General features: G+C 41.0%; 22 protein-coding genes. 9 read left to right on the forward strand and 13 right to left on the reverse strand.

Translation table 11 applies throughout. The features are described from left to right. The first annotated feature begins 58 nt into the window (after positions 1-58). The 4 genes from AC6CH7_RS10800 to AC6CH7_RS10815 all read left to right on the forward strand — a co-directional run bounded on the left by AC6CH7_RS10800 (position 59) and on the right by AC6CH7_RS10815 (position 4,661). A complete protein-coding gene (locus AC6CH7_RS10800) occupies positions 59-1,573 on the forward strand; it encodes an aminotransferase-like domain-containing protein (RefSeq protein ID WP_498262706.1) in 1,515 nt (504 codons plus the stop codon). 68 nt (positions 1,574-1,641) lie between these two features. Next, positions 1,642-2,673 (forward strand): SDR family oxidoreductase, encoded by a 1,032-nt coding sequence (locus tag AC6CH7_RS10805; RefSeq protein ID WP_498262707.1) that lies wholly within the window; start codon positions 1,642-1,644, stop codon positions 2,671-2,673. Positions 2,674-2,738: 65 nt separating this feature from the next. Further along, complete coding sequence (locus AC6CH7_RS10810; protein ID WP_498262708.1) at positions 2,739-3,836, forward strand: MBL fold metallo-hydrolase; 1,098 nt, start codon at positions 2,739-2,741, stop codon at positions 3,834-3,836. Positions 3,837-3,857: 21 nt separating this feature from the next. Then, positions 3,858-4,661, forward strand: coding sequence for a helix-turn-helix domain-containing protein (locus tag AC6CH7_RS10815; RefSeq protein WP_498262709.1), 804 nt, complete (start codon positions 3,858-3,860; stop codon positions 4,659-4,661). A 5-nt stretch (positions 4,662-4,666) separates the two neighbouring features. Here the strand turns inward: AC6CH7_RS10815 and AC6CH7_RS10820 are convergent, their stop codons facing one another. The 6 genes from AC6CH7_RS10820 to AC6CH7_RS10845 form a co-directional block, all read right to left on the reverse strand. Further along, positions 4,667-4,999 (reverse strand): DUF6686 family protein, encoded by a 333-nt coding sequence (locus AC6CH7_RS10820; protein WP_498262710.1) that lies wholly within the window; start codon positions 4,997-4,999, stop codon positions 4,667-4,669. A gap of 716 nt (positions 5,000-5,715) precedes the next feature. After that, positions 5,716-6,606, reverse strand: coding sequence for an AraC family transcriptional regulator (locus tag AC6CH7_RS10825; RefSeq protein WP_498262711.1), 891 nt, complete (start codon positions 6,604-6,606; stop codon positions 5,716-5,718). Positions 6,607-6,708: 102 nt separating this feature from the next. Further along, positions 6,709-7,950 carry an NAD(P)/FAD-dependent oxidoreductase gene (locus AC6CH7_RS10830; RefSeq protein WP_498262712.1) on the reverse strand — a complete coding sequence of 414 codons (1,242 nt, stop codon included), beginning with the start codon at positions 7,948-7,950 and terminating at the stop codon, positions 6,709-6,711. A 14-nt stretch (positions 7,951-7,964) separates the two neighbouring features. After that, positions 7,965-8,966: a 4-hydroxyproline epimerase gene (locus AC6CH7_RS10835; RefSeq protein WP_498262713.1), complete on the reverse strand. Its 1,002-nt coding sequence runs from the start codon at positions 8,964-8,966 to the stop codon at positions 7,965-7,967. A 2-nt stretch (positions 8,967-8,968) separates the two neighbouring features. Continuing rightward, the gene (locus AC6CH7_RS10840; protein WP_498262714.1) at positions 8,969-10,540 is read right to left on the reverse strand and encodes an aldehyde dehydrogenase (NADP(+)); all 1,572 of its coding nucleotides are present in this window, start codon (positions 10,538-10,540) and stop codon (positions 8,969-8,971) included. Beyond that, entirely contained in the window at positions 10,537-11,472 is a 936-nt protein-coding gene (locus AC6CH7_RS10845) for a dihydrodipicolinate synthase family protein (protein WP_498262715.1), read from the reverse strand. Before AC6CH7_RS10845 ends, AC6CH7_RS10840 begins: the two co-directional genes overlap by 4 nt. A gap of 252 nt (positions 11,473-11,724) precedes the next feature. On the opposite strand from AC6CH7_RS10845, the gene AC6CH7_RS10850 reads away from it, so the two are divergent. Together AC6CH7_RS10850 and AC6CH7_RS10855 are read left to right on the forward strand one after the other, a co-directional pair. Continuing rightward, positions 11,725-11,982: a hypothetical protein gene (locus tag AC6CH7_RS10850; protein ID WP_048905552.1), complete on the forward strand. Its 258-nt coding sequence runs from the start codon at positions 11,725-11,727 to the stop codon at positions 11,980-11,982. Next, positions 11,979-12,500 carry a hypothetical protein gene (locus AC6CH7_RS10855; RefSeq protein WP_498262716.1) on the forward strand — a complete coding sequence of 174 codons (522 nt, stop codon included), beginning with the start codon at positions 11,979-11,981 and terminating at the stop codon, positions 12,498-12,500. Before AC6CH7_RS10850 ends, AC6CH7_RS10855 begins: the two co-directional genes overlap by 4 nt. Before the next feature lie 9 nt (positions 12,501-12,509). Here AC6CH7_RS10855 and AC6CH7_RS10860 read toward each other — a convergent pair whose 3' ends face one another. The 3 genes from AC6CH7_RS10860 to AC6CH7_RS10870 form a co-directional block, all read right to left on the reverse strand. Continuing rightward, a complete protein-coding gene (locus AC6CH7_RS10860; RefSeq protein ID WP_498262717.1) occupies positions 12,510-14,531 on the reverse strand; it encodes a plastocyanin/azurin family copper-binding protein in 2,022 nt (673 codons plus the stop codon). 7 nt (positions 14,532-14,538) lie between these two features. Next, complete coding sequence (locus tag AC6CH7_RS10865) at positions 14,539-15,276, reverse strand: hypothetical protein (RefSeq protein WP_498262718.1); 738 nt, start codon at positions 15,274-15,276, stop codon at positions 14,539-14,541. Positions 15,277-15,371: 95 nt separating this feature from the next. Further along, positions 15,372-16,724 (reverse strand): alpha-L-fucosidase, encoded by a 1,353-nt coding sequence (locus AC6CH7_RS10870; RefSeq protein ID WP_498262719.1) that lies wholly within the window; start codon positions 16,722-16,724, stop codon positions 15,372-15,374. 226 nt (positions 16,725-16,950) lie between these two features. Between AC6CH7_RS10870 and AC6CH7_RS10875 the strand changes: the two genes are divergently transcribed. After that, complete coding sequence (locus AC6CH7_RS10875) at positions 16,951-17,706, forward strand: SDR family oxidoreductase (protein WP_498262720.1); 756 nt, start codon at positions 16,951-16,953, stop codon at positions 17,704-17,706. Between the two features lie 203 nt (positions 17,707-17,909). Next, positions 17,910-18,359, forward strand: a complete 450-nt coding sequence (locus tag AC6CH7_RS10880; protein ID WP_498262721.1) for a DoxX family protein — start codon at positions 17,910-17,912, stop codon at positions 18,357-18,359. On the opposite strand, the gene AC6CH7_RS10885 is transcribed toward AC6CH7_RS10880, so the two are convergent. Both AC6CH7_RS10885 and AC6CH7_RS10890 read right to left on the reverse strand, forming a co-directional pair. Then, a complete protein-coding gene (locus tag AC6CH7_RS10885; RefSeq protein ID WP_498262722.1) occupies positions 18,356-19,588 on the reverse strand; it encodes an RNA polymerase sigma factor in 1,233 nt (410 codons plus the stop codon). The genes AC6CH7_RS10880 and AC6CH7_RS10885 overlap by 4 nt on opposite strands. A 10-nt stretch (positions 19,589-19,598) precedes the next feature. Beyond that, positions 19,599-19,949 carry a YciI family protein gene (locus AC6CH7_RS10890; protein WP_498262723.1) on the reverse strand — a complete coding sequence of 117 codons (351 nt, stop codon included), beginning with the start codon at positions 19,947-19,949 and terminating at the stop codon, positions 19,599-19,601. Between the two features lie 202 nt (positions 19,950-20,151). Between AC6CH7_RS10890 and AC6CH7_RS10895 the strand changes: the two genes are divergently transcribed. Then, complete coding sequence (locus tag AC6CH7_RS10895) at positions 20,152-20,670, forward strand: protease (protein ID WP_498262724.1); 519 nt, start codon at positions 20,152-20,154, stop codon at positions 20,668-20,670. A 24-nt stretch (positions 20,671-20,694) separates the two neighbouring features. On the opposite strand, the gene AC6CH7_RS10900 is transcribed toward AC6CH7_RS10895, so the two are convergent. Both AC6CH7_RS10900 and AC6CH7_RS10905 read right to left on the reverse strand, forming a co-directional pair. Further along, a complete protein-coding gene (locus AC6CH7_RS10900; protein ID WP_498262725.1) occupies positions 20,695-21,858 on the reverse strand; it encodes a PAS domain-containing sensor histidine kinase in 1,164 nt (387 codons plus the stop codon). Positions 21,859-21,949: 91 nt separating this feature from the next. Further along, a complete protein-coding gene (locus AC6CH7_RS10905) occupies positions 21,950-22,624 on the reverse strand; it encodes a competence protein CoiA family protein (protein ID WP_498262726.1) in 675 nt (224 codons plus the stop codon). Between the last annotated feature and the right edge of the window lie 77 nt (positions 22,625-22,701).

Raw genomic sequence — 22,701 nt, forward strand, 5'->3', positions numbered from 1 at the left:
AAGTATATCATTAAAGGACTATCTTTATCATCCAGAAATAAGAAGTTAAGTAGTCCAGATGCTGCCATTTGATACCCTTATAACAATCGATAAAACGCTAAGCATATCCGCTTATCAGCAGATTGCGAACCAAATACTTACGCTGATAAAAAATGGAGTTGTAAAGTCAGGTTCTTATCTGCCCGGCACGCGCGAACTGGCAAGAATGGTTGTTGTTCACCGTAAAACAATTATTGCTGCATATAACGAATTAAGCGCTCAGGGATGGATCACTGTGATACCACGGAAAGGGTTTATTGTGGTTCCTAATCTTCCGGAAGTGCGGCCACAGCAATGGGACCAGCAGAAAGCAGGTTTTGCATATGAAAGTTCCATGCCCAGCCCCTTTTATAAAGTAAATCAGTACGGGGTAATTCCTTTGGTCAATGACTCCAGGCTACATGAATTGATAATAGACGATGGCCACCCCGACATGCGACTAGCGCCAATGGACCTGCTAAACAGAGAATACAGGAGCCGTCTTAAAAAGGTCCAAACCTTTAAACGGGTTTCAGCAACACTGGCACCGGGCTCGCTTAACCTAAGGGAAACAATGGTGGGCCATATGGCGCAAACCAGGGGGCTGCAAGCCCAGGTATCAAACATCATGATGACCCATGGGGCTCAAATGAGTATTTATATAGCTGCCAGCTTACTATTAAGACCTGGGGATTACGTAATTGTAGGAGAACCGGGCTATTTTGTTGCTAACCAGGTTTTTGAATATTTAGGCGCAAAGGTAATTCGTATTCCTGTAGATCAGGATGGAATAGATACTGATCTGATATCTGCAAACTGTCAGAAATTAAACATACGGATGCTGTATCTCATTCCTCACCATCATCATCCTACTACAGTAACTTTAAGTCCGCAGCGGCGGATGCGCATACTGGAGTTGGCCGAAGAGCACAACTTTACAATTGTAGAGGATGATTACGATTATGATTTTCACTACAGCTCCTCTCCTTACCTGCCTCTTGCCGCCGGAAATCATCAAAATCGGGTGGTTTATATTGGCTCCCTTTCCAAATCTCTTTCCACATCCATACGAATTGGTTTTATGATCGCCTCAGCAGATTTTATTGCCCACGCAGTTCATATTAGAAGACTTGTTGATTTGAAAGGCGACCACATTATGGAAGATAGCCTGGCCGCGCTTATCGAAAACGGCGATATTACTCGATACCTGAAAAAGAACAATAAGATCTATAAAGAAAGAAGGGATCATTTAATAAAGGTGCTAGACACGCACCTAAAAGATATAATCAGTTACGAAAAACCAAACGGAGGTATGGCGATCTGGGTTAAATTTGATCCTAACTATCCTATCGAACAGATCTCAATAAAGGCAGCCAGGCAGGGTCTGTATATGAATAACGGGAAGCTTTTTGATAACAACGGAATCAGTTATAATGCCATGCGATTTGGATTTGCGTCATTAACGTTGCCTGAAATAACCAAAGTCGTTCAAATTATTTCCTCCTGTTTGGTAATGAACCGCAACCAAAATAAACTGAACCTTTCAACAAAGTAAAATTGGACTTTTCAACAAAACAACATTGCTTTTTAATCTGCAATTTTGTATCATCAATTAGAAAGCGAATGACAAATTCAATTCATACGGTATTGGTAACAGGCGGCTCAGGCTTTGTAGCCGGTTACTGCATCCAGCAATTATTGGATAAGGGCTATCATGTGAGCACAACTCTGCGCGATTTAAATAAACAGGACAAAGTGATAGCCATGCTCAAAAAAGGCGGAATCACTGACTTCAATAACCTTTCTTTTGTAAAAGCAGATCTTACAAGGGACGACAATTGGAGCACGGCTGTAAAAGATCGTGATTATGTATTGCACGTAGCTTCTCCCATCTTTTTAAAGCTGCCAAAGCATGAAGATGAAATGATACGCCCTGCAGTTGACGGAACAATACGCGTACTTAAAGCAGCCAGAGATGCTGGTGTTAAGCGCGTTGTTATGACGTCCAATTTTGGGGCAGTTGGCTATAGCCATAAGGATAAAACTACTCTGATAACAGAAGAAAGCTGGACAGATCCAAATGAAAAAGGGCTCTCTGCTTACAACAAATCAAAAGTATTGGCCGAAAGAGCCGCATGGGATCTTATGGAACAGGAAGGTGGTAGTCTTGAATTATCAGTGATCAATCCGATGGGTATTTTTGGCCCCTCCTTCACTAAAGACCTGTCCAGTGGTTTTGAACTGCTGCAGAAAGTAATGGATGGAAGCATGAAAGCGTTACCCAACATCAGCCTGGGTATTGTAGACGTCCGGGATGTTGCTGATCTGCACATCCGGGCAATGACCAATCCCCAGGCAAAAGGACAACGATTTCTGGCCTTAAGTGGTGGTACGATGTCACTTTTAGAAATTGCAGATTTCCTTAGAAAGGAAATGCCTGAGGCAGCTGCAAATGCATCCACCAAAACAATCCCAAACTGGCTGATCCACGTCGCCGCTTTGTTTAATGCACAAGCAAAAGCCATCGCCCCACTTGTAGGTATTTACCGCAATGCAAGTAATGAAAAGGCCAGAACCCTATTAGGATGGACGCCTCGCAGTAACGAGGAAGCCATTCTAGCAACAGCACAGAGCCTGGTCGAATTTGCATCATGAACACATTACTTAAACTTAAATCACCAACCCGTATGAAACGGTTTTTAAAAATAATAAAACGAACTATGATTATCTTGCTTAGCACAGCGATGCTTTTAACCATCGCTATTTTCTTTTATATCCGTCAGGCAAAGTTTGGGCAGGCTCCTACTGCTCAGCGATTGGAACTGATAAAAAACTCGCCTCGTTTTAAGGATGGCAAATTTCAGAATACCCATCATACGCCCGACCTTACCGAAGGCTACAGCATGAGCGGTATCCTATATGACCAATTCTTCGGCGATCATCCCAGAAGAAATCCCACTGCAATGATCCCTTCTAAAAAGACGGATCTGTACAGTCTTCCTCCCGATTCAAACGTGTTGGTTTGGTTTGGACACTCCTCTTATTTCATGCAGATAGACGGGAAGCGCTTTCTGGTAGATCCTGTTTTAAGCGGTAGCGCATCTCCAGTGCCGTGGACAGTACAAGCCTATAAAGGTACAGACCGATATACGGTTGATGATCTGCCTCCTATTGACTACCTGCTGATCAGTCATGACCACTATGATCACCTTGACTACGAAACAATTACCAAACTAAAAGATAAAATAAAAACAGTTATCTGTGGGCTTGGTGTCGGCGCTCATTTCGAGCATTGGGGATATGCTGCTGATAAAATCATTGAAAGAGACTGGAACAACACCATCTCATTGGATGAAGGATTTAAAGTGCACACCACCCCTGCAAGGCATTTTTCGGGCAGAGGGTTTACAAGAAACAATACGCTATGGATGTCTTACGTGCTGCAAACACCAAATACAAAAATCTACATTGGCGGAGACAGCGGTTACGACACCCACTTTGCAGAAATTGGTAAACAGTTTGGGCCAATTGACCTTGCGATATTAGAGAACGGGCAATACAACGTCGCCTGGAAGGCCATTCATATGCTGCCAGAACAAGTGTTGCAGGCAGCAGAAGATTTAAAAGCCAAAAGACTGTTCCCGGTACACTCCTCTAAGTTTACCCTGGCAATGCACTCATGGGACGAGCCTCTTATCAAAGTTACAGAACTAGCCAAAATACAGCACTTGCCGCTGGTTACACCAGTTATTGGTGAAATGGTTAACCTAAACGATACTACACAAGTTTTTCCGGAATGGTGGAAAGGGGTAAATTAGTAAACCATAAAAGATAAGGCCATGCGCTATACTGAAATCAAATCCTGTTACCTAGGCCCGGAGATATCTCCCGAACAGTTTGTTCCCGAGCATTTCTTTTTGTTTTTAGCCAAAGGTTCTATAACAGGATACGACGGCAGTAAAAAATATGAACTGAAATCGGGAGAATCTTGTATTGTCAAAAAAAATCATCTGGCCAGGTATCACAAGCAAAAAGACAATGGAGACTTTGAGAAAGTAGTGGTCATTTTCGACAAAGCTTTTCTTAAAACCTTCCATGATAAACATCAAAGCAAAATAAGTACTTCTGAGGAAGAAAATGCCTTTATCCTTTTAAAAAAGGATTCTATGATCACCAATTTCATCAGTTCACTTTCTGCATATTACAATGACGACGGGAAAATCGACGAGAAATTTTCCAATATCAAAAGAGAAGAACTCCTATTGATCCTTTTGCAAAAGCAACCGGAGTTGTATCCTATTTTCTTTGATTTTGGACACCCGGAAAAAATAGACCTAGAAGAATTTATGAACCGGAATTATAAATTCAACGTAAGCATTGAACGTTTTGCTTATCTTACAGGAAGAAGTATATCCGCATTTAAAAGGGATTTTAAAGATATTTTCCATGACACGCCTAGCAGGTGGCTGGTTAGAAAACGCTTGGAAGAAGCATATTTTCTAATAGAAAGAAAGGGAAAGAAGCCCACTGATATTTATATTGATCTTGGATTCGAGGACTTGTCGCATTTCTCCTTTGCTTTTAAAAAGAAATACGGATTAGTTCCTTCTGTGCTCAAAAATCAATTGTTAAGCAAAGATTAACTTGGCTAACGTCCTGTGTCTCTTTCCATCAACATATATACTTCATTCATGTACGTCGCTTCAGAGAGTGCTGCCCTAAAGTCTTCTAGCTCATCAGGGTCAAAAGTAAAACTGATATCATCATTTGGGGTGTGTAAAATAATGCGGTCTTCTCCATCAGGGAAAGGCAATGAATTGCTTTCAAAACATATTGTGTCAACAACTTCCTTAAAGGAGCTGAATCCTATTTCCGGGAAATTGAGGACCAGGTTGTGGTGCCATATGTAATACATTTTGCATCCAGCGCAGCAGCTGATGACTGTTTTTCCTCTGGTTGTTAATATTCTTGTCTGGCACATGTTACTTGTTTGTGCCTGAATTACCCATGCCCATTAACATGGGTAACCAGGACTTGATACATTATCAAATTAACTAACTAAACTAAGATCAGCGGAGCACTGATCTGCACCAAAGGTATAATAATTTTTTATTATTTATAATTATTCTAAATAAAGAATTGTGTTAAGAAAATATAGTCTTATCGGTAGCCCTACGCAATAGCACACGATAGTAATGCCTTTACTCTGCTTCAGGTGTGCTTGAGGGATGCTTCAGCATCAAACTCGTATCAACCCGTACCAACTTCAATGCATCTTCGTCTCGGAACGAATGTGCATCGAAGTTGATACTGAAGCATCCCTCAAGGACAGCTAAACCATAGCTACATTTTACCTGCTTCAAACCTTATCTTTGGTGGAGCTTTGATGTTTCTTTATGGCGTCTTTGTGTATGGCCCACAGGCAAATTTCTGGCCGTTAAGCCCGCAAATGCTTCTAAAAAATACCGTTGGAACAGGCATTGGCTTTATGAATATGAGTGGCTATCTGTTGCCGCTCTTGGCGAACCTCTGTTTGGTTTACTATAGATACTATGGGAGTACTGCAAGTATTTTTGTAATGATTTCACTGATTTGTTTGCTCTGGGCGATCCTTATTTCAACGATAAACAGATCTGTACGTCATTGCCATTAAGTTTCGTATTTACATGCTCCCGGTATGCTTAGTGGAAGGAGATTTTAATTTATGTTGCTAACCTTGTTATAGGCATCCAGGTATTCACTAGGGGTTTTGCCTTTCACATTTTTGAAAACTCGGTTAAAATTATTTACACTGTTGAATCCTACCTTGTAGGCTACGTTTGCAATAGACTCTGGATTTCTTTCAGAAAGCAGTTTTTTACAGGCATCATTTACCCTTACTTCATTCAGAAACGAGACAAACGTATGACCGGTGTGTTTCTTGAAGTACCGGCAAAATGCATGCGGATTCATATATGCAGTATTGGAGATGTCTTCCAGATCGATCTTGTTATGGTAATTTTTCATGATGAAGTTGATGATCCGGCTCAATCGCATACCTTCATTTTCGGTAAGACTTGCAGAATAAACCTCCGGACATAAAACTTCAACATCACTGTCTATAGATTGGATCATATTCATTAAGGTCAGGAAATTAGACAACAATACCATACCAGCAGAATGGTGTATTTGTTTAATTTGTGCAGCAATCTTTTTGTATTGGTTGCCCGGAATCTTAAATCCGTGCTTGTAGTTGTCTAAAAAGACATTGGCAGCTTTCAATTCAGGAAGGTCAAATAAGCCTGAAAGTGTGCTTTTAGTACTGAAATAGACGGAATGTGCCTTAATTGATTTGCCGCTCTCAGTGTTAAAATAATCAGGATTACTTTTAAATAAATGAGGTAGGTTGGCTCCTACTAGAAAAATATCGCCCGAGGAAAAGACATGCATATTGTTCCCTGCAATTAAGGTTCCTTCTCCTTGCTCAACCCAGGTAAGCTGCCAATCTTCATGCCGGTGAAGATATGGGTAAAAGTGTGGTAACTCGATCTCTTCGCTGACCACACTTCTGTCAGCAGGTACTAAAATGGTAAAAGGTAAAACTTTCATACGTTCCTGTTTATTAATACCTAATTTACACAATCTTAACCAAAAGAGTGCCGCCTATAGCCTAATAATGCTAATATCCGGCTATAGGTAGCTAAAATCGTATTATCTGTCGGGATGGAAAGATGAAATTTCTATTTCTGTTTTCTCCTGATCGAGTAGTTGACTTACCAGCAATCCTGTTGCTGGGCCCAGACTTAAGCCCATCATTCCATGGCCGGTAGCAATCACCAAATTAGCTGTACTGGAACTGTATCCGATATAAGGTAACCCATCAGGAGATGAGGGTCTGAAGCCATACCAGATTTTATCAGTATTGGGCAGTTTAGGCGCTAACCCGGGAAAGTATTTAGGCACGGATTCTAAAATTCCCTGGACCCTGTTCATGTTTATTTTGTTGTTAATTTTTGCTATTTCCATTGTTCCACCAAACCTGAGTTGTCCGTTCATTGGAGTAATGGCAACTCTTGCTTCACACAATAGGGCCGGAATGGTCATTCTTTGTTCCGGTTCATCCTCCATAAATGAATATCCTTTGCCCGGCATCATGGATAAATTCAAATTTAACATCTTTGCAAGCGAAGGCGACCAGGCTCCTGCCGCCAATACATATTGGTCGGCATTCCACTTTGTTGCTCCGGTATAGATAGCGGTAATATTCTTGCCCGAGCGCTCGATACCGGTAACCTCTAAATTTCGCAAGATCTCTACTCCCTGCTTTTCCAAATACCTGGTTAATAATTCCATTAATTTAGCTGGATCAAGGTGTGCATCGCATCGGTAGTGAGCCGCTCCAAGTACATCCAGATCTAGTTTTGGCTGGAGTACTTTACATTCGTCAGAATTCAATATAGCTATATCCAACCCAAGTTCCTTTGCTTTAAGTGCCAGGTGCAATTCTTCTTCTGCGGCAGCTTCGGTTTTATAGTAAGCTAGAATTCCATTTTTGGTGAGGTCAAAATCCAGTGAAGGATTACTATAAAGTCCTTCATACAATTTTTTGCTGAGCAGTGAAATGTTCCGTAGTGGCTCCCCGGATTCTGCAACATGCTTTTTATTGGCCTTTCGAAGAAATTTGATGCCCCAGGCAGGCAGCCCGGAATTAAAGGATGGCTTTACATAAAATGGGCTGTTGCTATTGAACATCCATCGAAATCCCTGGCTAATCATTCCCGGTGCCGCAAGCGGGATAAAATGACTGGGAACAATCATACCGGCATTACCAAATGAGCAACTGTCTTTAATGCTGCCTTTGTCGATTACGGTTACATGATGTCCCTTTCTGCTTAGGTAATAAGCAGAACTCAGTCCAACAATCCCAGCTCCTATTATTATAATTTTCTGCATTTGTTTCTTATATCTTATATCACCTGAAATCCATGAGCATATGGATCTCTGTCATCTATTTTGATGGTGTTGTATCCATATACTTCGGCCCAGCCCTCTATACTTGGAATAATGGCATCGTATTTATCCATCTTAACAACATCCTCAATCCTGCCCGTAAATTTGCTTCCTATGATACTTTCGTGGATAAAAACATCTCCTTTTTTCAATTTTCCTTTGGCATGCCACTGAGCCATTCTAGCCGATGTACCTGTACCACAAGGTGAACGATCTATAGCTTTGTCGCCATAAAATACTGCATTTCTGGCGGTAGCGGTAGGATCAATCGTATCTCCTGCCCAAAGAACATGGCTGCAGCCATTAATTGTAGGATCCTGAGGGTGTACAAAACTATACCTTTCATTGATTTGTTTGCGCATATCACGACTCCAGCTAATGAGCTGACCGGCAGTATGTTCCTGTAAGCCTTTAAAATTATTTTGAGGATCAATAATGGCGTAGAAATTACCGCCATAGGCAACATCAATAAAAAGTTCTCCCAATTCAGGACATTCAATTGAAAGATTTTCAGCGGCAAGGTATGCAGGTACATTTCGAAGTTTAACAGAAATCACCTTTCCATCTGTTTCTTTATATTCAATTAAAACCAGACCAGCAGGAGCCTCCATACGTACAATTCCGGGAATTTTTGGTTTTATTAATCCTTCTTCAATGGCTATAGTGATAGTTCCAATAGTGCCGTGTCCGCACATTGGAAGGCAGCCACTTGTTTCTATAAATAATACAGCAACATCATTTTCAGGATCATGAGGAGGATAAAGTATACTGCCCGACATCATATCATGGCCCCGGGGTTCAAACATTAACCCCTTCCGGATCCAATCAAATTCTTTCAAAAAATGTTGCCGTTTCTCACTCATGTTTTTCCCGTTTAGGACAGGGCCTCCACCGGCGACAAGCCTTACCGGATTACCGCAGGTATGTGCATCTACACAAAAAAAAGTTTTACTATTCATGGCTATTTAGTCCATTTGTTATTTATCAATCTGAAAATATGGAGTGGATTGTTTTCTTTTAATTCATCCGGAAGCATTTCATCAGGCCAGTTCTGCCAGGCTAACGGTCGGCAAAAACGAAGCACAGCGGTTGATCCCACGGAGGTAAAACGTGAATCATTTGTAGCGGGGAAAGGTCCGCCGTGTTGCATGGCAGCACAAACCTCTACCCCTGTTGGTGGATTGTTTAGGATTAACCGGCCCGTTTTATCTTTTAACTTCTCGATCAGCAAATGATATTCGGTCAGTTCCGATGGTTCTGCCATTATTGTAATGGTGAGTTGCCCCTGCAGGACATTGGCTATGTCTGTAAGTTGGTTGATGTCGTTCGCTATAACAAGCATAGAATATGGCCCGAAAATTTCTTCCTGAAGCATTGGATTTTGGAGAAATTCGCTCCCCGAAATGGTTGATACAACGGATAGTGCCTGACAGTTATCATCGGCATTTAAAAGCGAGGAAGCAGCTAAAACTTCTACATTTGGTTGTTTAAGTACCTCTGTGGTTCTTTTTTTATAATTGTTGTAGATGCCAGCTGTGAGCATGGTAGCAGAAGCTACACGCGCTATTTCTACTTTTAACTGTTCCACAAAAAGATCAAGCTCCTTTGATTTTACTGCGATCAGCAAACCAGGGCTTGTGCAAAATTGTCCTGCACCCATGGTAATTGATCCTGCATAAGTGGTAGCAATTTGCCCTGCCCTGCTTTTTAATGCCTGCGGCAACAGAAATACAGGGTTTATACTTCCCATTTCTGCAAAAAATGGAATGGGATTTTTTCTCTGCTCCGCCATTTTGAGTAAAGCCATGCCACCTTGATACGAACCAGTGAAAGTGACCGCTCTAGTTTCTGGGTGCTTAACCAGCATTTCTCCTATCTCATAACCCTCATCAAATAACATTGAAAAAAAACCATGATTTACTCCTGATTTATTTAGGGCACGCATAATTGCCTCACCAGCGAGTGCACTCGTACCTGGATGGGCAGCATGGGCTTTTACAATAACGGGGCAACCGGCAGCAAATGCAGAAGCAGTATCTCCTCCGGCAACGGAAAATGCAAGTGGAAAATTACTCGCACCGAACACAGCCACTGGCCCCAGGGGCACTAGCATTCGCCTGATGTCGGGCTTAGGAACCGGTTTTCGATCTGGAATTGCGGTATCAATGATGGCATTGGGCCATGAACCTTCTTCAACCTGATCTGCAAAAAGCCTGAGTTGTCCGGTAGTTCTTGCCAATTCGCCCGTTAAGCGTACTTTAGTTAAACCACTTTCCAACTGTGCACGCTGTATCAATTCTTCACTAAGATGCTCAAGCTCTTCTGCTATGCTTCTGAGAAAGGTAACCCTGATGCTTTTTGGAAGTTGTTTGTAATGGGCTTCTGTCGCTGCTGTCATTGCCTCATTCAAATCTTCGGCAACAGCATTGAAAAATTTCTCTTTAAGTAACTCACCTGATGCAGGATTACTTGCATGGAATGCTTTAGCTGTCCTTTTTGAGTATTGGGATGCAATTATGCTCCTTCCGTTCATACGGTTGGTAATTCTAGCACTCCCCAGCTGTTTTCTGGCAGTACCGGCCTTGCTGCCAATGCATCATTAATAATCTTAAGTACACGATCGCGCTCTTCACCTTTAATTTTTAATCGCGGCGCTCTTACGTTTTCAGTTCCTATACCGGTACCCACCTCAGCGAGTTTTATATATTGTACAAGTTTAGGATGAATATCCAATTCAAGAACCGGAAGGAACCACCTGTAAATTGTTAATGCTTCCTGTATCCTGTTAGATTTTACCAAACGATAAATTGCAACCGTTTCTTTGGGGAAAGCATCAACAAGACCTGCAACCCATCCATGTGCTCCCATTACCAGACTTTCCATAGCAATTGGATCTACTCCGGTAAAGATTTTAAACCGGTCTCCAAATCTGTTGATCATTCTTGTAATGTTTGAAATGTTCCTGGTCGATTCTTTGACAGCCTGGATGTTTTCATAGTTAGCAAGTTCTGCAAACATATCCAGTGTTACCTCAATCTTATAATCTACTGGATTGTTATAAATCATGATTGGCAAGTCTGTACTTTCAGCAACAGCTTTAAAAAAAGCAAGCGTTTCTTCATCATCGGCATAATAACGCATTGGCGGCAAAAGCATTAAGCCGCTGGCACCTAACTCCTTAGCTGTTTTTGCAACTTGTACTGCTGCTTTGGTAGTTGATTCTGCAATATTCAGTAAAACCGGTACGCTGCCATTTACCAATTTTATGGTATGAGACAGTAATCCAAATTTTTCTTCGTTTGTGAGGGAGCTTGCTTCGCCCAGAGATCCTCCCAGGATTAGTCCATCAACCCCTGCCTCGAGCTGGGCATTGATGTTTTTGTCAAATGCATTGAAATCTAACTCATCATTATCCGTAAACTTGGTTGTTACGGCTGGAAATACGCCCGACCATTTTATTTTCATAGCTTAATTTTTTTAACAAAAATAGCCTACAGAAAAACATGAAGAGATGCAGAATTTAGCTAGCTTTTCTAATAAATTGACAATATTGAGAAAAGACAACGCTGCCGCACCACCAGATGATTTTTTTATCTTCTTAGTTCTCAATTAAAACCGTAAATTTAAAGTCATTAAGGTTTTAATATTTTTTAGGGTATACCTTAATACTTTGGACGAGCGTATTGGTAAAATTTGAAAACTAATCAAAACAGCTTTATGGAAACCAAAATAAAAGAAAAGCAGACAGTGATCATGGATCCAGCCTTAACAGCAGAAACTGATAATTGGAATTCAATATTGAATGGCCCACCAGAAGACGACGATATCCAATTTGAAGATGATGATATGGACGATCTTGAGGATGATGAATTCCCAATTGAAGAAGATCTTGATAACCTCGATTTTGATGAAGAAGATGAGCTTGGGTTTGATGAAGAGGAGGATCTAGATTTTCTAGAAGCGGTATTGCATTGAAACAGTTATTCTACTCAAAGGACAGCGGACATCCGGATGATATCTATCATTATCGACCCGGAAAACCCTGGGTTAAAACCGCTGAACTTTTTTTTATCCGACCCGAAGGTAAACACCTAAGGGTAGAAAATAAAAATGTCAATTGTTTATTTAACAATCTGACCAGGGAGTTGTTTGACGTTCATTATAATCATTTTATACAGTTCCTAAACATAGATTTTAGTCCCATTACTGTACAAGAAAGAAATTATGAGCTACTGGGTTCAGAGCAAGAATTCGTGATGCAAAAGATCATTACGAGCTGGATCTACTATTACACAATTAATAACCTTGAGGTAAAAGTTCAACGGGATGATTTTACTCATCCCTATATGACAGATTATATTTTAAGCTTGCTGGATAAAAAATATGGCATCGATACTCTTGCAAGCCTGGCACTTGGTGCTCATCTATTGCGAATGAACTTAGACGATTATTGTAATACGGTTAAAGGAAGAAGAACATATTACAATCGCTAGGTTCATGGTCTATTTAATCACTTTGATCTGTCCCTTCATTACCGAATAGTGGCCAGGATAAGAACAGATAAAAGGATATATCCCAGGTGTTTTTGGTACTGTAAAATAAATAGTATCTGACTTTCCGGGTTGTAATAATGCTGTATGTGCCAGAACCTTAGGGCTATTAGGGACAAAACTATATTTTTCGCCATCAAGCCCCATTTTCATCACCATTTCTCCAATAACATTGCCCGCACCTGGAGTTGTGAGTACAAAATTGTGCAGCATGTCATCCGTATTGGCAAAGGTCAGTTTCACTTTAGTGCCTGCTTTTAAAGTGACATTTGTAATATCAAATTTCAATCCCGGTTTGGTTCCTAATAAAATGGTTTTATCTGGTCCGTTCTTCCAGCTTATTGGCTGTTTGGTAACGTGCTTTCCATCAGCAGTACTACCCGTGATTTTGCTGTTGGCGGCTGTCATATTCCCCATGTGATGATGATCCATACCTTGTGCTGGGTTTGCAGTCTGCATGCTGCCAGTTGGTTTGTTTTCGGCCGTTGCCACTACTTTTTCTCCATCCGGAATCTTATTTAAAGTATAATATCCATAATTGTGGAGCAGAGGGGTATTGCCGCCTTCTGAGCGTAGTCCTTCAGTTCTGATCTCATGAATATACCCTTCTTTTAAACTATCAAGTACTAAACGCACACGTTTATGATCTGGAGAGATTACGATTGCTTTAATGTTGCAGGGAGATTGGTTGATCACCGGACTTCCGTAAATGTGGTGGTACTTATAAGTAAAAGTCGACAATTTATAGGAGCCAGCATTGCGGGCAGTTTTTTCATCTACTGGCATTGTAAATTCCAGTTCAAAACCGTCTGGCTGCGCCTTTACCGTTTGAACCTCAAAAGGCATAATACCAGACCAGGTCAAACGCTGCAGTCCATATTCTTCTTTTCCTGTAGACGACCACCCTCTTGAAGTCATACCTACAAGCATGCTGCCATCAGACCCCCAGTTCATCCTCAATATCCCTGACGAAAATCCTTCACGAAAAGGGAATACCATCCCTTGGTAAACACCCTTAACCTTCTCAAGGAATACCCTGCTTATTTTGCTCTGGGCCTGGTCACCTACAAACAGTTGCCCCTTAAAAGGCCCCATATCTCCATTATCTGAATAATTAAGGATTCCAGAAGTTGAATTACCCATGATAGAATGCGGGATCCACACAGAAGGAGTTTTTAATCCTGGTACTCTTTTGGCCACATCGTACTTGGGTTCACCTGTATCCGGAATGTCTTTTTTGCGAAGCTTTACCGGAGAGCCTGGCTGATCAGCCCAGATCAAGCCTGCAGGATTGCCTAAAAAATCACCCTCTTCAACATGCGTGATACTGCCAGAGCCTACCCAATCGCCCTGATTCTCTGCATAAAATATATCACCATTGTTATTCAGAGCGAAAGCCGCAGGTGAACGGAAACCAGTTGCGAAAGGCTTCATCGTAAAATCAGGAGTAAATTTGAGCATCCAGCCATGCCATTTGGACATACTTTCTCCAAAACCTATCCACCCTAGATTTAGGGTAACTACCATATTGCTATCCCTGTCGAGCATAGGGCCATAGGCATATTCATGATAATTGCCCGATAATGGCCAGGAATACATTGTTCGGTATTCATCGGCTTCACCATCACCGTCTAGGTCACGGAGACGTGTAAGTTCAGCGCGTTGAGTAAGGTAAATATCTCCCTTTACATAATTTAAGCCTAATACCTCATGCATGCCATGTGCAAACAGTCGATATTTAGGTTGTTGTCCGTTTTTCATATATGGATTTGTGATAATCCATACTTCGCCGCGGCGGGTGGCAACAGCCAACTCATCGTTGGGTAAAAATGTCATTCCACCAACTTCAAGTGCTATTTCTTTAGGAATAGGAACAGTAACGATTGGAAATATTTGACTTTCTGTTTGTGCATTTGAATTTACTATACCTGCACCTAGTAATAAAAGAGACAATAAGTATTTTGAATTTTTCATTCTTCGATTACCAGATTAGAGAATAGGTTAATGAATCAGTTCCATTGGCCAATGGAGCAAGCAGTTCCTGACCATTTTTTGTTTTTCTTATAAAAGCCTTTGTTTCAGGGGAAACTTTTATAGTATATGCTTTAGTTCCAACGCTATAAGTGTTTTCTTTCAGCGGATCGATAGTTTGCGCTGCAGCAATCCTGCAGTACAGAGGTCCCTTGCTATTGCTAATGCTTATTGTACGGTCTATCCCATTACCTCCGCTTTGAACTACTATTTTATCACTTATATCAGCGCCATTTGAGGAATATAAAAACGTAGGCATTTTGCTCTTATCTAATACATATCCCTTGTTTTGGAGATCATCAAAGCTTATCGAATCAGGCCACACTGCATTTTGATCGGCCAGTGCTGTAATGGCAGGAGCTGCAGAAAGAGGTAACACAGTACCTAAAGGTTTAGCAAGTTGAGGCTCTCCTCTATCCTTCCACATTTCAGTCACATCAAGAAACTGCCCACGCCATACCTGTAATAATGCTCCCTGTTTCAAATCATAAGAATAATTCACCTTCTCGGGAGTGCCCACAGAAATCACATGAGTATGCTTCTTTTCATCAAACATTAGATAACTACGCAATAAATAAGGTTTACTTCCTGCATTTAGGATATAAGGGTTGGCGCTTTGGGCCCAGGTATAAGTTGCACAGCAGGTGAAAAATGCTACACAACACATAACTCGTTTACAGATCGTCATACTTTTATTTGGTTATTAAACAACGAAACAATCGATTGCATAACAAATATAGAAAATTATTGTCTCGCAGAAATAGCTGCGAGACAATAAAATGATTATTTCAAACTCAATTCAATAACCGGAATTTGAAAATTTGGTTTTTTGATTGGTATTTTCAAGACGAGACCACCAGAAATTGATTTGTCTTTATCAGTTAGGAGCTCTGAATTATCATGTAAAAATTGTGCATAAATGACATCATCGCCATATCCATTGAGCATTATTTTGCCATCTTCGGGATATTCAAAAAGATGAACGTAAAGTTTTTTGGTGGTTTTGTTATAGGTAAGCTGGGTTCCCGGTGCAGGTTTAAATTGATCTGGTGCAAAAGTGCATCCGTAAATTGACTTAGAATTGGCATGCATCCAAAGCCCAAGACTATCCAGTGCAGTATTTGCGCGGTTATCAAATTCTCCTCTGGCTGTTGGACCAACGTTTAACAATAAATTACCGCCATTGGCTACTGAGCTAATTAATAAACTCAGCAATTGTTTACTGGTTTTCCAGGTATTTTCATCTCTGTAATAACCCCAGGAGCCTGAAAAAGTCTGGCATGTTTCCCATGTTTTGCCTTTAAATTTGGCTAAAGCTTCGGTACTTACCTGTTCTGGTGTTTCAAAATCTGCCCCGTCTGTATAGTCATCCAAATCCAGTCTGTTATCTACAATTATGCCGGGCTGTAATTTTCTGATTTGCTTTAACAGGTCCACAGAGGCCCAGTCTTCTTTGCCTTTGCCATGCTTACCTGGATATGAAAAATCAAGCCAGAGTATATCAATTTTTCCATACTTAGTTAAAATTTCGGTAACCTGATTGCTTAAATATTTACGGTAATTAACCATATTCCTACCTTTATTCAATGCCAAATATTGATTTTCGTCGTTATTTGCGGGTTTTAAAGGATGATATTCGTCGACTGTGAAATCTGGGTGATGCCAATCTATGAGTGAATAATAGAAACCAATTTTTAAGCCTTCCGCTCTAAAAGCATCAACAAATTCTTTTACTAAATCTCTTTTTGCCAAAGTATTGGTTGCTTTGTAATCGGTAAATTTGCTATCAAACAATGTAAATCCTTCGTGGTGTTTAGTGGTTAATACAACATATTTCATTCCTGCTGCTTTCGCTTTTTTTGCCCATAGTTTAGGCTGAAACTGATCAGGATTAAATTGATCGAAATATTTCTGGTAACCTTCGTTAGTAATGTGTTCATTACTTTTTACCCACTCGTGGCGAGCAGGCAAAGCATACAAGCCCCAATGGATAAACATCCCGAATCTGGCATCTTTCCACCATTCCATTCTTTTGGCTTTTTGCTCTGGAGTTTCATTGCCAATCTTCTTTTGCGCCTGTACGGTTGAGATGATGAGGAGGATTAACATCAAGCCCCACAATAGTTTTCTGTTCATGTTTTATCTGGTTTGTTCAGTTATGTGTATAACAAATTTAGAAGATAAACGGTAGCAGAAATAAATAATATTGGCAATTGATTAAGCTTTTTTGCATAGAAATAATTCACGGTAGTGTGTTAAGGCTATCTTGATTTGACCAACAAGATTTAAAACCTGCTGATTTGTCCAATTTTAAAACGCCGATTGTTATCATCATAAAACAATCAAAATTTAAAATTAATATATGAAAATTGTCGTAATCGGAGGCTCTGGCCTCATTGGAACAAAGTTGGTTAAAACCCTAAGTCAGGCCGGTCATCAGGTATTGGCGGCTTCGCCGGGAACTGGGGTAAACGCTGTTACCGGAGAAGGGCTGGCAGAAGCTTTAGCGGATGCAGAAGTAGTAGTTGATGTGGCTAATTCTCCATCATTTGAACAAAAGGCAGTATTGGATTTCTTCGAAACTTCCGGACGCAACCTGATCGCTGCAGAAAAAGTCGCTGGTGTAAAACACCACGTTGCTCTGTCGGTTGTTGGTACCGACCGACCGAACGCCAACACATATTTTCTAGCCAAACTTGCCCAAGAGAAACTAATTAAGGAGTCCGGAATTCCTTATTCTATCCTTCATGCCACACAATTCTTTGAATTTGTAGACGGGATTGCACAGGCTGGGGTTCACGGAGATCAGATCCATGTTTCGCCAGCGAAGTTCCAGCCCATCGCATCAGATGATGTTGTTGCGGCTTTGGCCGATATTACTGTTGGGGCTCCCTTAAATGGCGCAGCAGAAGTTGCGGGACCGGAAAAAATTGGGCTTGATGAAATCGTAAGGCAATACCTTAGCCTTAAAAATGACAACAGAGAAGTGATCTCAGACGTCCATGCTCCGTATTTTGGTGCAGAAATCAACGATCGGTCTCTTGTGCCCGGGGATAACGCCCGTATTGGCCAGCAAACTTATAGTGACTGGATTCGCAGAGCGGGTAATCTAAGGTAAGTCCAACAGAAATATTTCACAAAATGAGGGTGTCCGAAAAGGTAAGGTCGTCATGCTCACATCGTCGTCTCGAGGCAACGAGAGATGACGATCTTACTTTTTTTAGAAACCCTCTTGTATATTTTCTAAGAAAGCTTTTTTGTACATTTAGCCTAGCTTAAAATTAGCTGAATAACAAAGCATTAAAAATAAGGAATACATTGATGAAAAAATATACGGATACTGCCCAACTATTTCTGCGTATTGCATTAGGACTTGGTTTTCTTTCTGCAGTCCTGGACAGAATTGGCTGGTTGGGCGCCGCAGGACAAGCTAATATTGCCTGGGGCAACTGGGAGTCTTTCCTGCAATACACCCACACCCTACTCCCATTTTTATCCAAACCGATTTCAGATATAATGGGTTTTATTGCAACTGCAGGCGAAGCGCTATTTGGGCTACTGCTCATTATTGGTTTTAAAACCAGGCAATCCGCCATCGGAAGCTTCCTCTTGCTGTTGTCATTTGCATTCATGATGGCCATTACGCTAGGGTTAAAAGCGCCATTAAATTATTCCGTTTTCAGCGCAAGTGCGGGAGCATTTGTACTGGCTATCTTATCGCCCTATCGTTGGAGCGTTGACCATTATCTGGGGAAAGTACCCAAGAATTAAGCAGTCAAGTGTTGAATGTGTCTGGTGATGGTTGTCTTGTCGGCATTTGAATTGGCGAGCAGCAGTGCCTGTCTGTAATGTTGCAAAGCAACTGCATCATCAATATCTGTGTACAGGTTACCCAGCAGTGAATAATAAAAAAGATTTCCGGTAAGTTTCAACTTTTCTGCTTCCACAATAGCCACCGCCTTCCCATAAACCTTACCCAGGGCAAAGGTCCTGTTTAGGGCAACAATTGGCGAATATTTTATGATCAACAGGTTGTTGTAAAGCTGGAGAATTTGTAGCCATTTTTCTGGGGTATCCTCTTTATGGGTATGCCAGTATGCGATGCCAGCTTCCAAATGGTATTTGGTTAGTTGACCGCCATTGGCAGATAAACCTAAATAGTGCTTACCCTGATCAATCAATTCCTGATTCCACAGGCTTTCATCCTGATCGTGGTACAATATGGTTTCTCCATCCTGATTCGTGCGGGCATCAAAGCGAGAAACATGAAAACACATCAGTGAAAGCAATGCATTTACCTCGGGTAGATTGGTTCGCTCCTGCTCCGTTAACAAATAGGCCAGACGCATCGCTTCTGCACAAAAATCTCTTCGGAACGTTGTGTTCTGGGTAGTTGAATAATAACCCTCAGAAAACAACAGATATAAGGTGGTCAGCACGGTATCCATCCGTTCGCTTATTTCAGCAAAACCGGGCTGTTCAATCCTGACATTCACCTCCTTCAACTTCTCCTTCGCTCTTTGAAGTCTTTTATAAACCACTTCTTTACTGGTCAGATAAGCATCAGCGATCTCCTGAATACCAAATCCACAAAGTAAATTCAATGCCAGTGCTACCTGAGATTCGACGGATATCTTGGGGTTACATATCGCAAAGATCATGGCAAGCTGGCTATCCCCAATATTTTTGACAGACAGATCGAGCTCAAATTCTTCCGTTTTAGCGGCATGGTACTGAATCTCAGGAGATAGTTTCTGCTGGAACAGACTATCACGCTTTAAATAATTTTTAGTTTTATTTTTAGCAACAGTGTACAACCAGGCTGTTGGATTTTCAGGTATGCCCTTGGCGCTCCAGGTCTCTGTAGCAGCAAGGAAAGTGTCACTCACAATATCCTCAGCTGTTTCCATATGTGCAATACCAAACAAGCGGCAAAGCACCGAAACGATTTTTTGGTATTCACTCCTGAATAGGTGTGGTATCAGTTCTTGCTGCTCCATGTATCTATAATTACCCTTCAGGATCACTAGCCATCCTTACTTCTACATTTCCGCCGAGTTCGAGAATTGGGCAACTCTGTGCAATTTCGACCGCCTCTTCATAATTTTCTGCTTTAACAATAATTAGTCCGCCAATAGATTCTTTAATTTCCACAAAAGGACCATTGATCACATGCTTGTCTGACTTCACAACTTTCCCAGCGATATCCCAGCGTTGTAGTGGTCTGGCAAGTTTATTCTGCGCAGCAATGCCCCCAAACCAGTTTTGCCACGCTTTAATGGAATTTTGCAATTCCTCAGGAGAGGGCTGAGCTTCCTTGTTGGTAAAATCTCTTCTGAAAATCAATAAAAAATCATTCATATTTCTTTAATTTTGATGTACATACAAACCAATGACAACCCAGTAGGTAAAGTTGGACAATTTTCAGTGGATTAGGAATGTTTATACCCATATGACAAACGAAAATTGACAATTAGACAATGTGAAGGATATTTATATTTAAAAGCCTGTAGCGTTTGGCCATCATCGAACGTTTGTAATTAGACAAAGTAATATCAGATATATGAAACATATACCCCTCCTCCTGTCCACAGGTCTACTTCTTCTGGCCTCGTGCGGTGCGAGCAAAGAACAAAGTAACGGGACCACTTCAACCGCAGATACTATTAATAAAACAGGCACAGCTGCCAATACACAAATGACTGCCCGCATGAGCATGAAGCCGGTTATTAACGCTGGCGACTCTCTTGAGCTTAGGTTCACCGTATATAACCCCTCTGTCAAGCCACAATCGTTCTGTAAATGGCACACTCCTTTTGAACCACCAATGAGCAAATACCTAGATATTAAAGACGATCAGGGTGTAGAAGCCAGGTATCAAGGAGCCATGGCTAAACGCATCATGCCGCCCCCTGCAGATAGCTACATTGAAGTTAAACCCGGCGATAGTCTTGGTGTGAAGGTGAACATAAGCAAAGCTTATCTGGTGGATAAACCTGGTACCTATATCGTTAGCTACAACGCGCAGGGAATTAGTGGTCTTGTTGTTAAAGATTCAATCACTTTCGTCTACAATAAATAAAAATCTGGAAATTAGAGGGTGATCTTAATCAATATAAACAGGTAATGTAAAATAGAAACTTGATCCTTTACCCGGTTGACTTTTTACTTTGATATCACTGCCATGAAGTTTCAGGATTTCTGATACCAGATGAAGTCCAATTCCAAAACCCGAAACATTCTTTAACTGCTCATTTTTTACCCGATAAAAGCGCTCAAACAATCGAGGTTGGTCAAGTGGGTCAATACCTACCCCTTGATCAGTAAAAGTGATTGAAACATTATTTTTTTCACGTGTACATTCAATACACACAAAAGTTCCTGCCAGCGAGTATTTAACAGCGTTACTTAGTAAATTACTTAAAACCTGACTGATTTTCTCCCGGTCTGCATATATCTCCAGGTTAGTGCATCCCTGGTATGTTACGATATGATCGGGAGCGAGAATCCTAGCTTCGGCCATTAAATCATCCAGCAACTGAACTAGCGTGAATTTGGATAGGTTGAGTGACATTTTTCCATCCTCCAGTCTGGAAAGGTCTAAAAAATCATGGATCATTGTGACCATCCTTGTTGTTTGTACCTCTGCCCTGGAAAGTATATTTTCGGTAAATGCATCTGACGAATTCCTTGCCTTGGCAAGAGCCAGCTGTATATAAGACCGCACTGAAGTTAACGGGGTCTTAAGTTCATGGCTGGCAATGGCAATAAAGTCATTCTTACGCTGTTCTTCCAGCTTTTTATCGGTAATGTCACGGGCAATCTTAGATAAACCAATTATTTTTCCACTAGCATTTTTAACAGGTGATATGGTTAAGGAAACATCAATTAGCTTCCCCTGTTTAGTAACTCTTTGGGTTTCGAAATGATCTACACGCTGACCGCTTTTGAGTGTACTTAATATTTTCGGTTCTTCTTCCAACCTATCTTTCGGAATCAATTTCATAATCGACTCGCCAATCATTTCTTCAGCGCAATAACCAAAGATACGTTGGGCAGAAAGGTTCCAACTGGTTATAATCCCTTTAAGGTTTTTACTAACAATTGCATCATCAGAGGAGTCAACGATGGCAGCAAGCATCGCACTTCTTTCTTCGGCAATTTGCAACGCCGCCAGCAATGATTTCTGCTCTTGAATATTTGTATCCAATTCAGTTGAGTCAAGCTGATGCTCATTGGTGTTACTGTCCGCTGCCTTAAAGTTATGCATATTGATCCTTAATGTTCAAACATCCTGCCAATTTATAAAGGAACTTTGAGAGGCATTGAAACTTTCTATAAGGTATGAAAAAAATATTGGTCTATGAAAGGTTATACCCCGCAATAAATTCCTTTCGCAGAATCATGTGCAGATAAGGATAATTTCCAGATAGCTGCTGTCGTTGCTTGAGCTGGTAAAGGAAGTGCCCACCCAGATCAATAATAATGGGACATTTTGCCTGGTACCACACACGATGTGGATGTTTCCAGCAAAAGGAATAGTAGTGGCTGGTCAGTGGTATATTCTTCAGTTCAGGATGGTAGAAGTTTAAAATTTTAGGGGGGGATTTTCTTCCTAGCAAGTCAGACTTTCGGATCATAGAAAGATGATCGTTATTGCAAAACTCAAAGTTGATAAGTTTGGGATGATCCACATCTGGTAAATGCTTTAAAATACGGAAACCCTTGAATTTTTTTCCATTCACTACCCACACCAATTTCGGATAAAAAGTTTCCCTGCTTTCCAGTTCTTCAATACAAATAGGTGAATTCTGGAACTCAAGGGTTGTTCCGCAGGGGGTATATACATCAGCTCGATGCTGTTGTTCCGTAACCTCATCCCAAAAGCAGACTTCCCTGAATGAAGGAGGAAAAGCCATTTTCCAGCTCCTATGCCAAGGCGTTTCCCCGTAAGATCTCAATTGCTGTTTTTCCTGATGGATAATGACAGGTTGGGATGTAATTTTCTCGGGAAACACTAAAGCATTGAAATTCATAAAAAAAAATGCCTTAAATCTTAGCAGGCTCTCAAAATTAAACTAATAATATTAGTATTCAAAAAATTTGATAAAAA

Source organism: Pedobacter sp. GQ55, from assembly GCF_059758925.1.